The 15119-nt window shown below is 64.5% G+C and carries 15 protein-coding genes and 2 pseudogenes; 5 read left to right on the top strand and 12 right to left on the bottom strand.

Features of this window, described 5'->3' with window-relative positions; all coding sequences use genetic code 11:
- From LGH82_RS00005 to LGH82_RS00020, 4 genes are all read left to right on the top strand, one after another.
- Positions 1-900 (top strand): phage capsid protein, encoded by a 900-nt coding sequence (locus tag LGH82_RS00005; protein WP_227346737.1) that lies wholly within the window; start codon positions 1-3, stop codon positions 898-900.
- A 61-nt stretch (positions 901-961) separates the two neighbouring features.
- Positions 962-1450, top strand: coding sequence for a hypothetical protein (locus LGH82_RS00010; protein WP_227346738.1), 489 nt, complete (start codon positions 962-964; stop codon positions 1448-1450).
- A gap of 21 nt (positions 1451-1471) precedes the next feature.
- Positions 1472-2101: a hypothetical protein gene (locus tag LGH82_RS00015; RefSeq protein WP_227346739.1), complete on the top strand. Its 630-nt coding sequence runs from the start codon at positions 1472-1474 to the stop codon at positions 2099-2101.
- 1 nt (position 2102) lies between these two features.
- Positions 2103-3881: a hypothetical protein gene (locus tag LGH82_RS00020; protein WP_227346740.1), complete on the top strand. Its 1779-nt coding sequence runs from the start codon at positions 2103-2105 to the stop codon at positions 3879-3881.
- A 2-nt stretch (positions 3882-3883) separates the two neighbouring features.
- On the opposite strand, the pseudogene LGH82_RS00025 reads toward LGH82_RS00020, so the two are convergent.
- From LGH82_RS00025 to cbiE, 9 genes and pseudogenes are all read right to left on the bottom strand, one after another.
- Positions 3884-5236, bottom strand: a pseudogene (locus tag LGH82_RS00025) (IS3 family transposase).
- A gap of 39 nt (positions 5237-5275) precedes the next feature.
- On the bottom strand, positions 5276-5659 hold the full coding sequence (locus tag LGH82_RS00030; protein ID WP_227346741.1) for a hypothetical protein: 384 nt from the start codon (positions 5657-5659) through the stop codon (positions 5276-5278).
- A gap of 92 nt (positions 5660-5751) precedes the next feature.
- A complete protein-coding gene (gene cobT, locus LGH82_RS00035) occupies positions 5752-6762 on the bottom strand; it encodes a nicotinate-nucleotide--dimethylbenzimidazole phosphoribosyltransferase (RefSeq protein WP_227346742.1) in 1011 nt (336 codons plus the stop codon).
- Between the two features lie 53 nt (positions 6763-6815).
- Positions 6816-7595, bottom strand: a complete 780-nt coding sequence (gene cobS / locus LGH82_RS00040; protein ID WP_413771413.1) for an adenosylcobinamide-GDP ribazoletransferase — start codon at positions 7593-7595, stop codon at positions 6816-6818.
- 42 nt (positions 7596-7637) lie between these two features.
- Positions 7638-8946, bottom strand: a pseudogene (locus LGH82_RS00045) (cobyrinate a,c-diamide synthase).
- The gene (gene cobA / locus LGH82_RS00050) at positions 8943-9755 is read right to left on the bottom strand and encodes a uroporphyrinogen-III C-methyltransferase (RefSeq protein ID WP_227346743.1); all 813 of its coding nucleotides are present in this window, start codon (positions 9753-9755) and stop codon (positions 8943-8945) included. Before cobA ends, LGH82_RS00045 begins: the two are co-directional and overlap by 4 nt.
- On the bottom strand, positions 9752-10516 hold the full coding sequence (cobM, locus tag LGH82_RS00055) for a precorrin-4 C(11)-methyltransferase (protein ID WP_227346744.1): 765 nt from the start codon (positions 10514-10516) through the stop codon (positions 9752-9754). Before cobM ends, cobA begins: the two co-directional genes overlap by 4 nt.
- The gene (locus tag LGH82_RS00060) at positions 10513-10899 is read right to left on the bottom strand and encodes a cobalamin biosynthesis protein (protein ID WP_227346745.1); all 387 of its coding nucleotides are present in this window, start codon (positions 10897-10899) and stop codon (positions 10513-10515) included. Before LGH82_RS00060 ends, cobM begins: the two co-directional genes overlap by 4 nt.
- Complete coding sequence (gene cbiE, locus LGH82_RS00065; protein ID WP_227346746.1) at positions 10896-12125, bottom strand: precorrin-6y C5,15-methyltransferase (decarboxylating) subunit CbiE; 1230 nt, start codon at positions 12123-12125, stop codon at positions 10896-10898. The genes LGH82_RS00060 and cbiE overlap by 4 nt, the downstream gene beginning before the upstream one ends.
- A gap of 112 nt (positions 12126-12237) precedes the next feature.
- Between cbiE and LGH82_RS00070 the strand changes: the two genes are divergently transcribed.
- On the top strand, positions 12238-13002 hold the full coding sequence (locus LGH82_RS00070) for a cobalt-precorrin-6A reductase (RefSeq protein ID WP_227346747.1): 765 nt from the start codon (positions 12238-12240) through the stop codon (positions 13000-13002).
- On the opposite strand, the gene LGH82_RS00075 is transcribed toward LGH82_RS00070, so the two are convergent.
- Genes LGH82_RS00075 through LGH82_RS00085 form a run of 3 tightly spaced genes read right to left on the bottom strand, consistent with a single transcriptional unit; the run spans position 12966 to position 15117 of the window.
- A complete protein-coding gene (locus tag LGH82_RS00075; protein ID WP_227346748.1) occupies positions 12966-13730 on the bottom strand; it encodes a precorrin-3B C(17)-methyltransferase in 765 nt (254 codons plus the stop codon). The two genes, LGH82_RS00070 and LGH82_RS00075, sit on opposite strands and share 37 nt — an antisense overlap.
- Complete coding sequence (locus LGH82_RS00080) at positions 13727-14488, bottom strand: precorrin-2 C(20)-methyltransferase (protein WP_227346749.1); 762 nt, start codon at positions 14486-14488, stop codon at positions 13727-13729. The genes LGH82_RS00075 and LGH82_RS00080 overlap by 4 nt, the downstream gene beginning before the upstream one ends.
- Complete coding sequence (locus LGH82_RS00085) at positions 14485-15117, bottom strand: precorrin-8X methylmutase (RefSeq protein WP_227346750.1); 633 nt, start codon at positions 15115-15117, stop codon at positions 14485-14487. Before LGH82_RS00085 ends, LGH82_RS00080 begins: the two co-directional genes overlap by 4 nt.
- Positions 15118-15119: the final 2 nt, after the last annotated feature.

Below are 15119 nucleotides of genomic sequence, written 5' to 3' on the forward strand. Positions count from 1 at the left end.
ATGACCCCATTTGAAATCCCAGCCCATTTTAACGATAGCTATACGCACAACGTTGAAATGCTGCTCCAGCGCAAGGGACCGAAGTTCCTTGAGGCTGTTACCATGCGCCCCTACCAGGGCGAACAGGCACAGGTCGTCAAGCAGTTCGGCGACGTGGCCTTCCGCGACAAGACGACCCGCCATTCCGACACGCAGTTCGATGATCTCATCCACATGCAGCGTTGGATTTTCCCGTCCGACAAGGTTCTTGCCCTGCCGGTCGACAGCCAGGACGAACTGCGGGTGCTCGATAGCCCGCTGTCCGCTTACGCGGAAGCCGGTCGCATGGCCTATGGCCGCGCGGTCGACGACTTCATCCTCCCCGCTTTCTTCGGTATCTCGCCGACCGGTATCAAGGGCGCCACGCAGCCGGCGTTCCCCGCCGGCAACCAGATTGCCGTCAACTACGTCGAAAGCGGCGCGGCGGCCAACTCCGGCCTGACTATCGCCAAGCTGCGCGCCGCCCGCAAAAAGCTGGCGCAGAACTTCGTCGATCTTGAAGTCGAGGAAGCATATGTCGGCGTCACGGCGCAGCAGGTCCAGGACTTGCTCGCCACGACCGAAGTGACCAACAGCCTGTACAACCAGGTCAAGGCGCTGGTCGCGGGTGATGTCGATAGCTTCATGGGCTTCAAGTTCATCAAGAGCGAAGCGATCCCTGTCGACGCCAGCAACTATACCCGCTGCCCCGTGTGGGTGAAGTCGGGCCTGGTCTATGGCCAGTGGGAAGGTCTGATCACTCGCATCGGCCCGCGCCCCGACAAGGACTACCTGACGCAAATCCACATGACCTTTACCGGCGGTGCGACCCGCACCCAAGAGGGCAAGGTTCTCGAAATCAAGTGCGACCCGACCCTCTAAGTCGGTAGCCGCCTGGCCGGCATGATGTCGGCCAGGTCAACCTTTTGAAAGGAAAACTTCCATGACTGTTACTGCCCAGCAGTCCAACCAGGTAGCCAACGGCCTCGCACTGCCCGCAGTGAAGAACGAGGTTGTGGACCTGGCCAAGCTGCGCATCGCTCGCATCGATTTCAAACAGAACGGCGCTGGCGACATCGCCTCCACCATCGATCTGGTCCAGTTCGGCGGCGCCCACTATCGCATCATCCCGGCACTGTCCTGGCTGTCGTGGTCCGCGTGGGGCACGAGCGCCACCATTGACGTTGGCCACACCGGCTACACGAAGCTCGACGGCACTGTTGTCGCTGCGGTGGACGACGCGATCGAAGACACCCTGGCTGTTGCTACTGCCGGTTCCGCCTTCCTTGGCGTCGGCACCAATGCCGCTGCCAACATCGGCGCACTGGAAATCGAGACGAAGGGCAACCTGCTTCTTCGGGCTGTTGTCGGCGGCGCCGTCATCCCGGACCAGGCCACCCTGACGGGCTGGATCGCATACGTCACCGACTAACTCTAGTGGAGGGCGGGTCGCATGGCGCTACCTGTTGACATCTGCAACCTTGCGCTGACCAAGCTCGGTCAGCCTCGCATCGGTAGCATCGACCCGCCCTACATCAATCCGTATGGCGTCGAGCCGGATTGTGCCTTCGTGTACCCGCTCGCCCGCGACGCCGAGCTTCGCAAGAACCCCTGGAGCTTCGCCCGCTCTCGCCTGATCCTGGCCGCAGACGGCAACACGCCGCCATTCGGCACCGACGACGACGAGCCCGATGATCAAGGCTCGTCCTGGGCCGACGAAGTGCCGATGGATACCCCGCAGATTTTCCAGTATAGAGTGCCCAATGACTTCATCCGTATGATCAAGATGAAGTACGAGGAGCGGCGCATCGAGGGGCAATACGTTCTCACCTATGAGGACAGCCCAATTAATTTCCAATATATTGCGCGCGTCGATCCGGCACTGTTCGACCCGCTGTTTGTCGAGGCCCTGGCCTGCCAGGTGGCCGTCCAGCTCACGTACAAGATCACGACGAGCGACGCGCTCAAGCAGTCGATCGGCCAGGACTACAAGCTGGCTATTAACGAAGCCAAGCGCGTCAACGCGATTGAGGCGCCACCGGAACGCGCACCGGAGGACACGTTCGTCCTTGTGAGGCGCTGACATGGCGCGCGCAGCAGCAATCCAGGCCGGCTTCAACAACGGCGAAATCTCGCCCTACATGTATGGGCGTGTCGACATAGAGAAGTATCCGCTCTCTCTGCGCGAGTGCACAAACATGCGCGTCGTCGTGCAGGGTCCGGCGACAAAGCGCGACGGCACCCGGTTCGTCGCCCCTGTGGCCGACGAGACGCAGCCGTCGCGCTTGTTCGAATTTGAGTTCAACCCGACCCAGGGTTATGCGATCGAGATCAACTCCAATCGCGCCCGGTTCTTCACCAACCGTGGCCTTGTCACCGAGGCAGCCGAGGCCGTCACCGGTATCACCCAGGCCAACCCGGCGGTCGTCACGACTTCCGCCCCGCACGGCTACAGCAATGGCGATCAGGTGTTGTTGCCGGCGGTCGGCCCGTACACTGCGTTGCAGAACCAAGTCTTCACCCTGGCCGGCGTAACGGCGACTACGTTCCAGCTCTCTGGATACAATGGCACGAGCCTGCCGGCGTTCTCCGGCTCGCCGACTGTCGCCCGTGTCTACAGCGTCCCGGCACCTTACGCGGCCGGCGACCTTGCGGCCGTCAGCGACCTGCACGCGGCTGACGTGCTCAACCTCTATCACCCCAAATACCAGCCGCAAAAGCTGACCCGTAGTGGCGCGGCGAGTTGGGCGTTCGTCCCCTTCGTCTTCAAGGATGGCCCATACCTCACGGAAGACCCGCAGGGCATCACGCTCACCCCGAGTGACACGGGCAGTTTGACGCCGCTGATGACGAGCAACACGACCGCCGCGCCACCGAATGTGACCGGCTGGAACATCTATGTCTCGACGAGCGCCGGCACGGAGACACGGCAAAACGCCTCTCCGATCGCAACAGGCGTCGCCTGGGTCGAGCCGAACACCGGGCTTATCGCGGGCGCGGCACTTCCCGGCGTCAATACCGCCGGCCTGGTCCCTCCAACAAATGGCGCACTGACCTCCGCAGTGGCGGGCGCGCTTGCGGGCGCGACGTACTATGTTCGCACGACTTGGGTGACGCCGATCGGTGAAACGCTCGGTAGCGCGGAGACATCGCTCGCCGTTGCGGCAAATTCTGTCCTCCATGCAGCGTCTCCAACAGCGCCAACAACGCCGGCAGGCGTCGCGTCCACTTCTAACGCCTCATCGGGCGACTACCAGATGTTCGATAGGAGCCGGACGCAGAGCATCACGGTGTCAGGCGTCGGCAACGGCTTCATCCGGTACGATCTCGGCGCGGGCAATTCCGCCGTCATCGACGCCTATTGGCTAACGACCAGCAACGTCGCCACAGGCAGCAATGACTATTTCACCGATTGGCAGGTGCAAGGTTCTAATGACGGCGTGACCTGGACCACGATCGACACGCGCCAGGGCGAGACGGGCTGGAATAACGCCGAAACGCGCTACTACTCGTTCACCAACCAGGTGGCGTACCGATACCACCAAATGCTGTTCACCGGGGGCGGTGGTTCCGACGCCCTAAACAGCGTCGCGGCCGAACTTGCTTTCCATCGCGCCCCGGCCAGCCAGGCGCCAATCACGCTGACGGCTTCGGGCACGGCCGCCATCAACGGGGGCTCTGGCTTCCTGGCGACTGACGTTGGCCGCACCATTCGCCTCATGGGGTCCGATGGCCGCTGGCGGTGGGCAACGATCCTGAGTTACGTGTCGACTACCCAGGTAACTGTCAACTGTCCGTCGTCAGATCATTTGGCTCAGATTGGATCGCAGATTAGCGGAGTGTCGGCCTCATCTTGGGGTTGATGTTAAGCGGCGATCTTGCGGTGCTGCAAGCGCCGATGTTGGATGGTTTGGCGTTTGATCCTTTCTCGCTGTTTGATAATGGCTGCGGCCCTGCCGAAGTAGGCGTCGGCTGGCGTTACGTTGGCCAGGCTCTCGTGGTAGCGTCGATGGTTGTAATGTTCGACGAAGGCTGCGATCTGGGCCTCAAGGTCGCCGGGCAGAAAGTAGTTCTCCAAGAGGATTCGGTTTTTGAGGGTCTGGTGCCAGCGCTCGATCTTGCCTTGGGTCTGGGGATGCATTGGAGCGCCCCGGACATGGCTCATGCGTTGGTCCTGGATATAGTCCGCCAGTTCGCCGGCGATGTAGCTGGGGCCATTATCGCTGAGCAGCCGAGGCTTGTGGTGCACATGGGCCTGGTCGCACCCTGAGGCAGTAAGTGCCATGTCCAGCGTGTCGGTGACGTCCTCGGCCCGCATGGTGCTGCACAGTTTCCAGGCGATGATGTAGCGGGAGTAATCGTCGAGCACGGTCGACAGGTACATCCAGCCCCAGCCGATGATCTTGAAGTAGGTGAAGTCCGTCTGCCACATCTCGTTGGGTCGCGTCGTCTTGGTGTGGAACTCGTTCGCCGCCTTGATCACCACATAGGCCGGGCTGGTGATCAGATCGTAGGCCTTGAGGAGAGCGGTAAACGCTGGCTTCTGACACGAAGTAGCGCGTCTCGTCGGTGAACCGTACTGCCAGTTCGCGCGGGGAGAGCTCGGACTGCTCCAGCGCCAGTTCGATGATCTGGTCATGGATGGCAGGCGGGATGCGGTTCCACACCCGGCTCGGCGCCGAGGGCCGATCCTGCAGCGCCTCAGGCCCGCCCTCGACATAACGGTCATACCAGCGATAGAAGGTCCGGCGCGGGATGCCCAGTCGGTCCAGCGTTTTGCGGGTTGGCAGGTGTGACTGCTCGACGATCCTGATGATCTCGAGCTTTTCGGATGCGGGATATCTCATTCTTGCTCGTCCCCATCCGCGATCATGCTTTTTTTGAGCAGACGGTTTTCCAGTGTCAGATCAGCGACGCATTCCTTCAGCGCGCCGGCCTCCCGGCGCAAATCCTTGACCTCGTCGCTGGTGGCAGCACGAGCGGTATCACCCGCCAATCGGCGCTTGCCGGCCTCCATGAACTCCTTGGACCAGGTGTAATACAGGCTCTGCGCGATCCCTTCCTTGCGGCACAGCTCGGCGATGCTGTCTTCGCCGCGCAGCCCGTCCAGCACGATCCGGATCTTGTCTTCCGCTGAAAAATGCCGCCGGGTCGCCCGGCGAATGTCCTTTACCACCTGCTCGGCAGGCTTCTTGGCACTTGAGGATTTAGGGCTCATCTTGGTTCCTTCGTCGTGACGACGAGATCAAAACCCTCCTTAATTCACAACCTCAAATCTGGGACACAGGTGCTGACGGGGAACAACGGTGATCTGCGATCCACCGATGCCGCCCATGTTGCGGTCCCTGGCGTTGACATTGGTGGTGACACTGGTGACTTCGCAGGTATCCGCGATGGTTTCGATCACCATGGCGCAACTGCTGGCCGCGACCTTGTAGAAGGAGCGAAGACCCGCCTGCTGCTGCACGGCGATATCCTCGTCGTCCTTGACTGGAATGCCGATTGTAATGCTGGACTGCACCCTGGCGAGCCCGTCATCACCGGGACGCCGGGGGCGGCCTGTGTCGTCAAGGACTTGAGAGAATGCCGGCGCCACGGTGCCGCAAAGCAATGCAATGATAATTGTTGCCTTCAAATACATCGTTTGATCTCCATTTGAGATTTTTACATCTCATATGAACAATCAAAGCGACGTTATTATTTTGGCTCAATCACGTTGAAAGTTTGACGGATTTATTTCTCCGACACGCCGGCCTCGGCAAAGCTTGCCATGTGGGCGTGACATTCCATGGCCGAGCGGACGATGTTGACGGCGAGGCAGGCGCCGGAGCCTTCACCAAGCCGCATGCCGAGATCGAGCAGCGGCGGCAGGCCGAGTGCTTCGAGCAAGCCGCGATGGCCCGATTCCGCCGAGACGTGGGCGGCGATGGTGTGGGCGAGGCCTGTCGGGTGGAGTTTTGCCAGCGGGGCGGCGGCGGCAGTGCAGACGAAGCCGTCGAGCAACACGGGTATGCCCAGATGGCGGGCGGCCAGCGTCGCGCCAAAGATGGCGGCCAGCTCGCGACCGCCAAGCGCGGCTGCAACCCCCAGCGGGTCGGAAAGGGCGGCGGCATGACGCTTCAGTCCTGCTTCGATGGCGACCACCTTGCGCTTCAGGCCGGCATCATCGACGCCGGTGCCGCGCCCCGTCCATTTTTCCGCGCCACCGCCGAATAGTGCCGCCGAAATGGCGGCGGCCGGCGTGGTGTTGCCGATTCCCATTTCGCCGAAGCAGACCAGGTCGAGGTCTTTCGTCACCGCGTCATAGCCGGTCGAAACGGCGGCCAAGAACGCCGCGTCATCCATCGCCGGCGCTTGCGTAAAATCGCCGGTCGGATGGTCGAGGTCGAGCGGGATGACGTCGAGTTCGGCGCCGGCGATGCGGGCTAGCTGGTTGATGGCGGCGCCGCCGCCGGCGAAATTCGCCACCATCTGCACTGTGACTTCAGATGGGAAGGCCGACACGCCTTGCGCGGTGACGCCGTGATTGCCGGCGAAGACGAAGACTTTCACGCGGTCGAGCTTCGGCATGTCGCGGCCCTGCCAGCGCGCCAGCCAGGCGGCGATGGTCTCCAGCCGGCCGAGGCTGCCTTGCGGCTTGGTCAGCGTATCCTGGCGGCGGGCGACGGCATTGGCAGAAGAGTCACTGCCCGCGGGCAGGTCGAGGCAGGCGGTGCGCAGTTCATCAAGTGATTTGAAGGACATGGGGGCAAAGTCTCCAAAAGGGAATCAGGCTGGGGAATCAGGCCAAAAGGGAGTCAGGAGAGGGCAACGGAAGCGACGAGAAGCACGGTGATTTCGCTCAGCTGCTGCAGCGCGCCGACCGTGTCGCCGGTCTGGCCGCTGATCTGGTTGAGGCAGAGAGCGCGGAAGGCGGTAAACAGCAGGCCGAGCAGGACGATCGCGACAATGGCGCCGCCGAGCCCGAGCAGCAGCAGGGGGACGGCACCGAGCACGGCGCTGACTACAGCGGTTTGAGCCGAGACAGTGCCAGCACCGGCCGAGAGCCCTTCGGAGCGCGCGGGGGGTAGGAGATGCATGAAAGCGCTGAGAACGCCGCGCGAGGCGGCGTGTGCCGCCACGAGGGCGAACAGGGCCTGTGTGGGATCGACGACCTGCGAAAGCACGCTCCAGCGGGTGAGCAGCGACAGAGCCAGCGCCGACGCGCCATAGGCGCCGATGCGGCTGTCGCGCATGATCTCCAGTTTTCGGCCGCGCGACTTGCCGCCACCAAAGCCATCCGCGACATCGGAAAGCCCGTCCTCATGCAGGCAGCCAGTGGTGAGTATCGTCGCGGCCAGCGCGAGTGCCGCCGCCGGTCCCATGGCAAGGCCAAACCGTTCCGCGGTGGCAAAGACGATCGCGCCGATCAGGCCGACGGCGAGGCCGGCGATGGGTGCTGCCCATATGGCGGCGGCAAGGCCGCGGCCACGAAAATCGAAGGCGGGCAGCGGCAGCCTGGTAAAGAAGACCAGGCACAACGCGATGTCGTCGAGAATCCGCCGGGGCGATGGAGCCGTGCTCCGGAGTTTCAGCATGATCTTTTCCGAAAACTGGCTCACACTTTTCGGAAGCATGCTCTAGGCCCTCGCAATGGCGTGGAAGAAGGTACCGCTGACATTACCGCGCCGGTAGCCGGAAGCGCCGAGCGGATTGCCGAGGCCATCGGCGAGGTCGGCCAACGGCTCGTCATTACCGGCAGCAAGCATCTGCGCATAGTGGAATTCGTGGCCACGGATCGCCGCGCCCCGCGCGCCCAGCGGACAATCGGCGCGCAGCCGCGCCTCGCGATAGCCGAGATTCATCTTCCGTTTGGCGAAGCTAGTGGAATGACCGAGCAGGCCGAGCATGATGTGCGTTTCGCCAGAGGCGTCTTCCAGTGCCTCGCCCAGCACCATGAAGCCGCCGCACTCGCCGTGAACCGGCTTCGTCTCAGCGAAACGCGCCATCCCGGTGCGAAAGTTAGCGGCGGCGGCGGCGGCCGGCATGGAGCTCGGGATAGCCGCCGGGCAGCCAGCAGACATCGCAATCCCCGGCGGGCGCTTCATCGGCGAGCGGCGAGAAGGGAACGATCTCGGCCCCGGCCTTGCGCCAATAGGCGGCGACATGCGGATAGAGAAAGGTGAAGGCGGCATCTTCAGCCAGGGCGATGCGCTGGCCGGGCGGCTGCAAGGCATCGCCGAAATCGCCGGGCGCGGGCGAGAACGGCTTTGCCAGTGCCATGATGGCGTCAAGGTCAAGCGAGCTTTCGACCATGTCGGCCAGCCGGTCGAGATGCGCCATCAGGTTCTCATATTCGCCGGCCTGGACGAGGCCGAGATGGCGCTCGGGCAGGTTCAGGCTGGGGTCGCGCATGATGGCGCCGACCACGGGCAGGCCGATCGCCTCTATCGCATCGCCGCAGAGCCGGCGGTGCCGCTCGCTGCCCAGGCGGTTGAGCACCACGCCGGCCATGCGCACATCAGGATCGTAGGTGGCAAAACCCTTGGCCACGGCCGCGGCCGTGGTCGACTGGCCGGAAACGTCGAGCACCAGCAGCACCGGCAGGCCATAGAGCCGTGCGAGGTCGGCGGCGGAGCCCGTACGCCCCTGGGTCGAGGGAATGCCGTCGAACAGGCCCATGGCGCTTTCGAGGAAGACGAACTCGGCGTCATCTGTTGCGTTACCAGCCAATGCGTTGAGCAAGGCAGGCGACATCGCCCAGCTGTCAAGGTTGACGCCGGAAAGCCCCGTGGCGGCGGTGTGGAAGCCCGGATCGATATAGTCGGGACCGGATTTCGCGCCACGCACCTTGAGGCCGCGCCGCGCCAGTGCGCGCAGGATGCCGATGGTGACGCTGGTCTTGCCCGAGCCGGAGCGCGGCGCGCCGATGATGATCGCGCGGGTCATGCCCCGCCCGCCAGTGCCGCACGCATGGCGACGATGCCGCCGACGACGATCAATGCCGGCGAGGCAAGGCCGGCGGCAGCGGCTTCCTCGGCAAGAGTGGCGAGCGTGGCGACGACGATACGTTCCTGCGGTGTCGTGGCGGCCACGATGACGGCGGCCGGTGTCGAGGGCGCCAGCCCGCCTTCCAGCAGCGAGGCGGTGATAGTGGGCAGATTGGCCATTCCCATGTAGATGACCACCGGCTGGCCGGTGCGGGCGATCGCGCCCCAGTCGAGGTCGTCATCGGTGCCGGCGGCATGGCCGGTCGCCAGGATCACCGCCTTGTTGATGCCGCGCATGGTGGCGGGAATGCCGGTGGCGGCAAGCGCGCTGAGGCCTGACGTGAGACCTGGCAGCACGTGGAACGGAATGTTTTCGCGGGCAAGCGCCAATGCTTCTTCGCCACCACGACCGAAAATATAGGGATCGCCACCCTTCAGCCGGACCACGCGGCGTCCCTCACGGGCCAGCCGGACGAGCAAGGCAGTGATGTCGTCCTGTTTCATCGACGGCTGGCCGCCGCGCTTGCCGGCATAGAACAGCTCCGCGTTCTCGGCGACCGCGACGATCTCGGGCGAGACCAGCGCGTCATAGACCAGCGCATCGCACTGCCCCAGGGCGGCCAGCACGTCCAGCGTCAGGCAGCCGGCGTCGCCTGGACCGGCCCCGGCCAACCAGACATGGCCGGGCTGCAACTGGCGCGGCTTGAAGTTCAGCCGTGCCAATGCCTGTTCGACCGTGGTGTTTCTGTCCTTGGCGCTGCCGCTCACAATCCATCCCGCCCGCGAAAACGCCGCTGGTAGTGGGCGTCATAAAGTGAACTCTCGCCAAAACCTTCCGCCGCCAGCGACTGGCCGACGAAGATGATCGCCGTGCGCTCCATCGGGTCTTCAGCCAGCTGTGCCTCGATGGTCGCCAGCGTGCCGGTAAGGACACGCTCGTCCGGCCAGGAGGCGCGGAAGACCACCGCCACCGGGCAGTCGCTGCCATAGTGGGGCGTCAGCTCAGCGACGACACGGTCGATCGCGTGAATGGCAAGATGGATGGCGAGCGTGGCGCCAGTGCGGCCAAAACCGGCCAGCGTTTCGCCGGGCGGCATCTTGGACGCCCGACCGGAAATGCGGGTCAGCACCAGGCTTTGCGCGACTTCGGGAATGGTCAGTTCGCGGCGTAGCGCTGCCGCCGCAGCGGCGAAGGAGGGAACGCCCGGCGTCAGCGTGTAGGGAATTCCGTGCTTCTCCAGCCGGCGAATCTGCTCGGCAACCGCGCTCCACACCGACAGGTCGCCGGAGTGCAGACGGGCAACGTCATGGCCGGCCTTGTAAGCTTCGAGATAGGCGGCTTCGATTTCGTCGAGCGACATCGGCGCCGTGTCGATCAGCTTTGCCCCTGGAGCGCAGTGCTGCAAAAGCTCTGGCGCGACGATCGAGCCTGCATGGAGACAGACCGGGCAGCTTGCCAGAAGCCTGGCGCCGCGCAGGGTGATGAGGTCGGCGGCACCCGGACCGGCACCGATGAAATGGACAGTCATGCCTCGTCTCCACTGATGGCGAGGGCGCAGGTGACGGGGCCGACGACGGTGCGCGGCCCGAGCAGTTTTGCGCCCTTGCCGGCGGCGGCGAGGGCGGCGGCTTCCGAAACCGATGGCGTGCCAGCAAGCGCCTGCGACAGGTCGGATTTGCTGAGCGTGTCCGGCGAGGCGGCCTGAAGCGTGGCGTCATCGATGATGATGACTGGGACGCTCAGGGCGCGGCCGGCGGCGGGGATTGCTTCCTCATCCTGCTTGAGCGTGGCGGTGGCCAAGGCTGAAAGCGCCGACATGGCCAGCCCATGCGCCTCGACGGCGGTTTCGATCGCGGCGAGCACGTCCTCCACGCTCACGCCCTTGCGGCTGCCTATGCCCGCGATGATCATGGCTTTACCCAAACCCATTGTGTGACCGGCATGGCCGGCCGCCAGGCCTGCATCGAGCCGACCGGTGAAGCGCGGGATATGGCGATCCGGGTAAGGTCGCCACCGATCGCTGCGTGGCGGGCCAGTAGCATCGCTTCCATCTCAAGCGTCACCGCATTGGCGACGAGGCGGCCGCCGGCGGACAGGGCGTCAATAGCAGCGTCGAGCACGCCTTCGTCGCTGCCGCCGCCGCCGATGAAGATCGCGTCGGGCGTCTCCAACGCGGCAAGGGCTTGTGGCGCCGAGCCCTCCACAATGGTGAGGCCGGGTACCCCGCAGTGAGCAGCGTTGCGGTGGATGCGAGCGGCGCGGGTCGGGTCGGCCTCGATGGCGATGGCGCGCATCGATGGGTGAGCCAGCATCCATTCGATGCCGATTGATCCTGATCCCGCGCCGATGTCCCAGAGCAATTCGCCGCGCCTGGGTGCAAGCGCCGACAGCGTGACGGCGCGGACTTCGCGCTTGGTGATCTGGCCGTCATGCTCGAACAGATGATCGGCAAGGCCGACCGTCAGCGGCAGGATTCGCGCCTGCGGATTTGATTCAAGCTCGATCGCCAGCACATTGAGCGGATTGATGTTTTCGAGATCGAAAGTATCGGCGCGGGCTGAGCGTTGGTTCTCGTTTGGACCGCCCAATGCTTCCAGCACTGTCAGCCGCGAGGCGCCGAAATCGAGTTCAGTGAGCAGGCGCGCGATTGCCGCCGGCGCACCGCCATCCGAGGTCAGCGCCAATATGCGCGCGTTCGGCTGCAGCAGGGGTCGGATCAGGTCGAGCGGTCGGCCGTGCAGCGACACGGTCTCGATGTCCTGCAGCGCCCAGCCAAGGCGGGCAGCCGCCAACGAAACGGCTGACGGTGCGGGGATGACGTGCATGTCCCGCGCCTTGACCTTGCGGGTGAGGGTGACGCCGACGCCGTGGAAGAACGGATCGCCGGACGCGAGAACGCAGACGCGCCTGCCGGCAAGCGCCAGCACGTCGCGCATTTCAGGGTCGAAAGGCGTTGCCCATGGGCGCGCTTCGCCCTTGGCGAAGGAGGCGACAAGGGCGAGGTGACGCTTGCCGCCGAAGATGACTTCAGCCCCGGCAATCAGCCGCTTGGCCTCGTCACCGAGACCCGCTAAACCGTCCTCGCCGATGCCGACGATGGTGAGCCATTGCGGCTTTGAGTGCTTGATTTTTGACATGTTGCGCCGCCCCTCATCCGCCTGCCGGCACCTTCTCCCCGTATAGTGACGGAGAGAAGGGGACTGGCTGCAACGCAGGCGGCCGTACTAGACGCGACCCATCATGGTGCCAATGAAGAAGATTCTGATCCTTGGCGGAACCACCGAAGCCCGGCAACTGGCTGGAAAACTGGCTGATCGCGCCGATTGCTCGGTCACTCTGTCGATGGCTGGCCGCACCGAAAGCCCGGTCGCGCAAGGCGTGCCTGTGCGAACCGGAGGATTTGGCGGCGCCGATGGACTGGCTGCCTATCTCCGGGCAACGCGCACCGATCTCTTGATTGACGCGACACATCCGTATGCAGCGCGAATCTCCGCCAATGCGGCGCGAGCCGCGCGAGAGACCGGCATGCCGATCCTTGCGCTGCGGCGTCCCGGCTGGAAGGCTGTCGATGGCGATCGCTGGGTGCTGGTCGACAATGTGGCCGATGCCGTTAGGGCGCTGGGTATTGCGCCGCGCCGTGTCTTCCTGGCGCTCGGCCGGCAAGAGGTCGCGGCCTTCGAGGCCGCTCCTCAGCACCACTACCTCATCCGCAGCGTCGATCCGGTCGAACCGAAGCTTACCTTGCCCAATGCCGAATATCTCCTGGCACGCGGGCCATTCAGGGAGGCCGACGAAGACGCGCTGCTCAGGGATCATCATATCGACGCCGTCGTGTCCAAGAATAGCGGCGGCGAGGCTACTTACGGCAAGATCGCGGCGGCGCGGGCGCTGGGGATAGAGGTGGTCGTGGTCAGCAGGCCGGCTCTGCCGGACGTTCCGTCGGCTGAAACCGTCGAAGCCCTGGCCGCGATGGTGGATCATTTTGTCCGCCCGGTCGACGAACGCGGCGTGTAGACTAGCGCCGGCTTGTCGCCGCGCCTGATGATCCTGGTTTCCGGCGAGCCGATGATGATGCACGTCGACATGTCGGCCTTGGCGGCATCCGCGTGGGCGAGCAGGCACACTTCGATACGCTCGTCAGGCCTGCCTGCGGCGCGGCCGAATATCACCGGCGTCGTTCCCGGCAGGATCGCGGTGAGGCATTCGAGGGCGCGGCCAAGCTGCCAGGGGCGCGCCTTGCTGATCGGATTGTAGAGCGCGATGACGAAGCCGGCGCCGGCCGCGGCCAGCAACCGCAGTTCGATCAGGTTCCACGGCTTCAGATTGTCGGACAGCGAGATGGCGCAGAAATCATGGCCGAGCGGGGCGCCGATGCGGGCCGCGACAGCGAGCATGGCCGTGATGCCCGGCACCATGGCAACATCGACGGCACGCCATTCTGCGGGGCCGGCCTCGATCGCCTCGCACACGGCAGCGGCCATGGCGAACACACCGGGATCGCCGCCGGAGACGACTGCGACATCATGGCCCTCGGCGGCCTTGGTCAATGCATCCTTGGAGCGGGCCAGTTCTTCGCGGTTGTCGGAGGCGACTCGGGTCTGATCAGGACGCAGTTCCAGCCGGTCGAGATAAGGCTTGTAGCCATAGAAGAACTTAGCCTCAGTGACGGCGCGGCTTGCTTCCGGCGTGACCTGGTCGATGTTGCCTGGCCCAAGGCCGATGACGGTGAGACGGCCGCTCATGCGCCTGCCTCCGGCGAGGTCTCGGGCCTGCCGGACCAGCCGGCGACCAGAACGATGGCGAAATAGGGCGCCTTGTCGTCCTGCTTGTCGGCAAGCTTCATGGAGACGCTGCCGGCCATGGTGCCGCGCTCGACATAGACGGCGCGGGCCAGCTTGCCAGTGGCTTCCAGTGCCCGCCTGATCTTGGGCAGGTTGCGGCCGACCTTCATGATGACGGCCGCATCAGTATCGGCGAGTCGGCGGGTCAGTTCGAATTCGCTCATCGTGCCCGGCAGTACAGTCAGCACGTCGTCGCCCTGGACGATCGGCAGGCCGTTGACGGACCAGCAGCCGGACATGGCGGTGATGCCGGGAATGACTTCGGTTGGAAAGCGGTGCGCCAGCCGCACATGCAGATGCATGTAGGAGCCATAGAACAGCGGATCGCCTTCCGACAGGACGGCAACCATGCGGCCGGCTTCAAGGTGCTCGGCGACCTTTCGCGCGGATTCCTCGTAGAAATCCGTGATTTGCGACCGGTAGTCCTCGTGATCCTTGTCGATTTCCGTGGTGACGGGATAGAGCAGCGGCAGCTCCGTCATCCCCGGGCGGAACTGCGCCTCGACGATGGCGCGCGCGTTGCTGTTGTTGCCGCGCTTGGCGAAATAGGCGACGATATCGGCTTCGGCCAGGGCACGAGCGGCCTTCAGCGTCAGCAGTTCGGGATCGCCCGGACCGGTGCCGACACCGACGAGACGGCCTTTTGCAATGGCGTTCACAGGCCCGACCTCGCCAGCGCGTTGAGCGCCGCGGCTGTCATGGCGCTGCCACCCAGCCTGCCGCGCACGATGGCGTAGGGCACGCCATAGGAATTCTCGGCCAGCGCATCCTTCGATTCGGCCGCACCGACGAAGCCCACGGGCATGCCGATGATGGCCGCCGGCTTCGGCGCCCCGTCGCGCAATTTCTCCAGCAGATAGAACAGCGCGGTCGGCGCATTGCCGATGGCGACGACCGCCCCGGCCATGCGCTCGCCCCACAGGTCGATGGCCGCGGCCGAGCGGGTGTTGCCGATCTCCCTGGCGATCTCATGCGTTCTGACATCGCGCAGCGTGCAGATGACCTCGTTGCCGGCCGGCAGACGGGCGCGGGTGACACCGTGAGAGACCATTTCCGCGTCGCAGAAGATCGGCGCGCCGGCACTCAGCGCCGAGCGCGCGGTGGAAACGAAGTCCTTCGAGAAGACAAAGTGGGTGGTGGCTTCGACCTGCCCGCAGGCATGGATCATGCGGATGGCGACATCGGCCTCGGCTTCGGAAAAGCGCGACAGGTCGGCCTCGGCGCGAATGATGGCGAAGGAGCGCTCGTAGATGGCCGTGCCGTCATGGATGTAGTCGTAGGCGGGCATGC

This window comes from Mesorhizobium sp. PAMC28654 (assembly GCF_020616515.1).
Lineage (GTDB): Bacteria > Pseudomonadota > Alphaproteobacteria > Rhizobiales > Rhizobiaceae > Mesorhizobium.

Excerpts from the sequence above, each read along its gene's own strand:
- LGH82_RS00085 (WP_227346750.1), bottom strand. The coding sequence starts at position 15,117 with ATGCCCGCCTACGACTACATCCATGACGGCACGGCCATCTACGAGCGC.
- cobT (WP_227346742.1), bottom strand. The coding sequence starts at position 6,762 with ATGTCCTTCAAATCACTTGATGAACTGCGCACCGCCTGCCTCGACCTG.
- cbiE (WP_227346746.1), bottom strand. The coding sequence starts at position 12,125 with ATGTCAAAAATCAAGCACTCAAAGCCGCAATGGCTCACCATCGTCGGC.
- LGH82_RS00070 (WP_227346747.1), top strand. The coding sequence starts at position 12,238 with ATGAAGAAGATTCTGATCCTTGGCGGAACCACCGAAGCCCGGCAACTG.
- LGH82_RS00010 (WP_227346738.1), top strand. The coding sequence starts at position 962 with ATGACTGTTACTGCCCAGCAGTCCAACCAGGTAGCCAACGGCCTCGCA.
- LGH82_RS00060 (WP_227346745.1), bottom strand. The coding sequence starts at position 10,899 with ATGATCATCGCGGGCATAGGCAGCCGCAAGGGCGTGAGCGTGGAGGAC.
- LGH82_RS00030 (WP_227346741.1), bottom strand. The coding sequence starts at position 5,659 with ATGTATTTGAAGGCAACAATTATCATTGCATTGCTTTGCGGCACCGTG.
- LGH82_RS00015 (WP_227346739.1), top strand. The coding sequence starts at position 1,472 with ATGGCGCTACCTGTTGACATCTGCAACCTTGCGCTGACCAAGCTCGGT.
- cobS (WP_413771413.1), bottom strand. The coding sequence starts at position 7,595 with ATGCTGAAACTCCGGAGCACGGCTCCATCGCCCCGGCGGATTCTCGAC.
- LGH82_RS00020 (WP_227346740.1), top strand. The coding sequence starts at position 2,103 with ATGGCGCGCGCAGCAGCAATCCAGGCCGGCTTCAACAACGGCGAAATC.
- LGH82_RS00075 (WP_227346748.1), bottom strand. The coding sequence starts at position 13,730 with ATGAGCGGCCGTCTCACCGTCATCGGCCTTGGGCCAGGCAACATCGAC.
- cobM (WP_227346744.1), bottom strand. The coding sequence starts at position 10,516 with ATGACTGTCCATTTCATCGGTGCCGGTCCGGGTGCCGCCGACCTCATC.
- LGH82_RS00005 (WP_227346737.1), top strand. The coding sequence starts at position 1 with ATGACCCCATTTGAAATCCCAGCCCATTTTAACGATAGCTATACGCAC.